The 3,778-nt window shown below is 62.4% G+C and carries 2 protein-coding genes; both read left to right on the forward strand.

Features of this window, described 5'->3' with window-relative positions; all coding sequences use genetic code 11:
- A partial coding sequence (tssF, locus tag BG57_RS30560; RefSeq protein WP_035970969.1) for a type VI secretion system baseplate subunit TssF occupies positions 1-1,890 on the forward strand: 1,890 nt, incomplete at its 5' end.
- A gap of 77 nt (positions 1,891-1,967) precedes the next feature.
- The coding region (locus BG57_RS30565) for a type VI secretion system Vgr family protein (protein WP_035970972.1) at positions 1,968-3,778 on the forward strand (1,811 nt) is incomplete at its 3' end.

Here is a 3,778-nt window from a genome sequence, read left to right on the forward strand (position 1 = left end):
TACGACCGCGAACGCCTGTACATGCAGGCGTTGGGCGGCGAGTTTGCGCTGGGTCATCCCAAGATCGCAAGACGGCTCCTGATGTTCGGCTCGGAGGCGGGCGACCCCTTCATCAATCGCCTGATCCAGTCGTCGGCGTTCGTCAACGCCCGCATGCAGATGCGCTTCGACGACGAGTTTCCGCTGCTCACCCAAGCACTGCTGTCGTCGGTTTATCCGGGGTATCTGTCGCCCACGCCGTCCATCGGCGTCGCACGCTTCTTCGCGGGCGGCAAAGCGGCGGGCTTTCTCTCGGGGCACACGATCAAGCGCGGCGCCGAGGTGACGTCGCTGCGCCAGCCGGACGGCGAGAAGACTGACTGCACCTTCAGTACCACGCAGGACGTCGCCTTATTTCCCATCGAGCTAGTCGATGGCCGGCTCACGCACGTTCCGCCCGATATTCAGGGGCAGGACCGCTATGTGCCGCCGCATCGGCGGGTGCGGGGGGCGTTGCGGCTGCGCTTGCGCACGCTGGAAGGCATGCCGTTCTCGTCCTTGCAGGGACTGGAGCGCTTGCAGATATACCTGGCGGGTGATGAACGCGTCGCGTCACATCTGCATGAATTAATCCATACAGGGGCCGTCGTCTCGATCGTCGGCGAGCCGGGACGATTCAGCGAGGCGGGCTATGCGCCGCATGTCGTTGCATCGGATCCTGTCATCCACGATGGGCTCACCGCCGACGAGACGGTATTGCCGCTTGCCGCGCCGAAGTTCATCGGCCACAACCTCGTGCATGAATACTTCTCCTGCCCGAGCCGCTTCTATTTCTTCACGCTAACAGGACTACAGGCCGGGCTCGCCCGCATCAACGGCAGTGAAGCCGAGATCGTCGTGCTGCTGGACCGTTCGACGAGCGAACTGGCCGAGCGCGTGAATGCCGCAATGTTCGCGCTCTTCTGCGTGCCCGTCGTCAATCTCTTCAAGGCTCGCACCGCGGCAGTACGTACGGAGGATATCGGGCCTGTGATTCACCTCGCGCCGTTTGGCAAGGCGGCGCTCGATCACGAAGTGCATCACGTCGAGCGCGCCATCGGTCAGGTTAAAGAGGAGGAGGGCTCGGAAGAACTGCCTTTCTATCCGCTGCACGACGCGCTGCTGCACGATGAAGAAGGCCACGGACGCTACTTCACGGTGCGCCGCGAGCAGCGCCTGTCCAAAGCCAAAGGCCGTTCGTACGGTACGCGTGCGCCGTATGTCAGCACTGAATCGTTCGTGTCGCTGGTCGGACGCGACGGGCTGCCGTACACGCCCGGCGAACACGACGAGCAGATCAACTATCTGTCCTTCGATGTGTGGCTCACCAACCGCGACCTGCCGGGCCTGCTCGATTGCAATGGCGTGAGCGACGTGAAGCTGCCCGGCTCGGCGCCGCTTGCGAGCGTCGGCCTGGTGCGTGCGCCGAGCCGATCGAGGCCGCCGATGGGCATCGGCATCAAAGCGTGGCAATTGCTCGCGCAACTCGCGATCGAACACGCCGACTTCGACGACCGCTACGACGAGCCGAATCCGGGCGAGGGCTTGCGCAGCCTGTTGCGGCTTTATCTGTCGGCGGACATGCCGGCGCTGCGGCGACAGGTGGAAAGCCTGTCCGCGGCGACGCTCACGCCGGTCAATTGTGTGGTGTCGCATGCGATCCCACCGATGGTGCGCGCGCTCGAATGCGCAGTCACCTTCGACGAGGACGGCTTCGACGGCACCAGTCCTTACGCGTTAGGCCTGGTTTTAGAGCGCTACCTCGCGCGACATGCATCCGCGCATTCCTACACCAAGACCGTGCTGCAGTCGAACCAGCGCGGGCGTATCGCCGAGTGGCCGCCTCGGCCGGGGACACGCAGCGTGGCGTGAGGCCCAGGCAACGACCCAACAAATTCCCGCACGGCAAACGCCGTGACTCAATCAAAAGAACCAGGGAGCGGTATTGAATGTTTAATCCGCTGCAAAACCGCACGCTGAAGATCGAGTGCAAGGCGCTGCCCACGTGGGGCGGCGCCGATATCCTCATCCCTCACCGCGTGCGGGGCGTCGAAACGCTGGGCGAGCTGTTTAAATACGAAGTCGACCTCGCTTCAGTCGACAGCCCAACGTTTCGCATCTGGAACGCGCGCACGCTCATGAAGCCGGATGACCTGATCGGTAAATCGATCGCCATTGAGGTGGAGTTCGAGGGCAAAGGAACGTTCATTCCAGGTCTACCCGGCGATCTCGGCGCGGGCAACGTCGGCGCGGGCGTGCGCACGATCAACGGCATCATCACCGAAGTGCAGCAGACCGGCTGCGATGAACGGCGTGTCTATTACCGGTTCACCGTAAGACCCTGGCTGTGGCTGGCAACGCAAAATCGAGATAACCGGGTGTTCCAGGACATGAGCGTCCTGGACGTCACCGAGGCGGTACTGAAAAGCTATACGTTCCCCTGGGACAAGCGCCTGGCGGCCGTCGCACTGAACAACAATGTCTTTCCGAAGCGAGACTTCATCAGACAGTTCTGGCAGAGCGACTACGAATTCCTAAAACAACTCTGGAGCGAGTGGGGACTGTACTACCACTTCGACGGGATGAAGCTCATGCTGTGCGATTCGCCCGGCTCGCACAAGAAGCACGGCAATGCTTATGACTCGGTCCTGTATCACTCGCCCGAAGGCAAGCGCATCGACGAGGAGCATATCCATAGTCTGAAGGTGCTGCGGCAAATCACGCCGGGCGATGTCACGGTCAACGACTACGACTACACACTCTCGAACGGCTCCTTCGATCTCAACCAGCAGCGTCAAAGCGAGTCGTCGTTCGACAACATCGAGCAGTACCACTGGGGCGACTACACGCAGCCGCTGGCAGGGGCGATGGGGCTGGATGGTCAGCCGAACGATCATCGCAATGAAGGTAATTATCTGGCGCGCGTGCGGGTGGAGGCATTGCGCAGCGAAGGCTTTCAGCTTCACGCGACGGCCAACGCGCGCGGCATTACCACCGGCAGGACGCTCAAGATCGAGGGGCATCCTGAGGACAAGCTGAATGCGAAGTATCTGGTGGTGTCGACGTCGATCGATATCCAGAATCCCGATGAACTCACCGCCACGCCGGGGAGCGACGCGCAGTATCACTGCGTGACGCACATGGTGCTGCAGCCGGCCGGCGTGTTCTTCAAGTTACAGCCAATAGAGAAGCCGCGTGGGCATCCGGAGACGGCGGTCGTTGTCGGGCCGGACAAGCAGCCGCTGTGGCTCGATGGCTACGCGCGGGTGCGCATCCAGTTCAAGTGGGATCGGCTCGGCGCGATGGATCAGAACTCGAGCTGCTGGGTGCGCGTGTCGCTGCCGTGGCATGGCGGGCCGCACAGTTTTGTATCGGTGCCGCGTATCGGGGATGAGGTGACCATCGGCTATCACGAAGGCGATCCGGACAAGCCCTTCGTGATGGCGAGCAAGGTCAATCAGTTCAATCCGCCGCCGTTCGAGTTGCCGCGGAACATGGCGCTCACCGGGCTGGTCAGCAAAGCGCTAGAAGGACAGGGTCACAACTACGTCGTGACTGACGACACGCCTGGCAAACAGCAGGTTCAGGTCGCGAGCGATCAGGCGAATTCGCGGCTCGTGCTCGGCTACAACACGCGGATCGTGTACCAGAAGGGGCGGCAGCAGGCGCGCGGGCTGGGCTGGGAGTTGGCGACCGATGCGTGGGGCGTGCTGCGGGCCAATCAGGGCATGCTCATTACGACGGAGACGCGCAGTGGCGC

The sequence above is a fragment of the Caballeronia grimmiae genome (genome assembly GCF_000698555.1).
GTDB lineage: Bacteria > Pseudomonadota > Gammaproteobacteria > Burkholderiales > Burkholderiaceae > Caballeronia > Caballeronia grimmiae.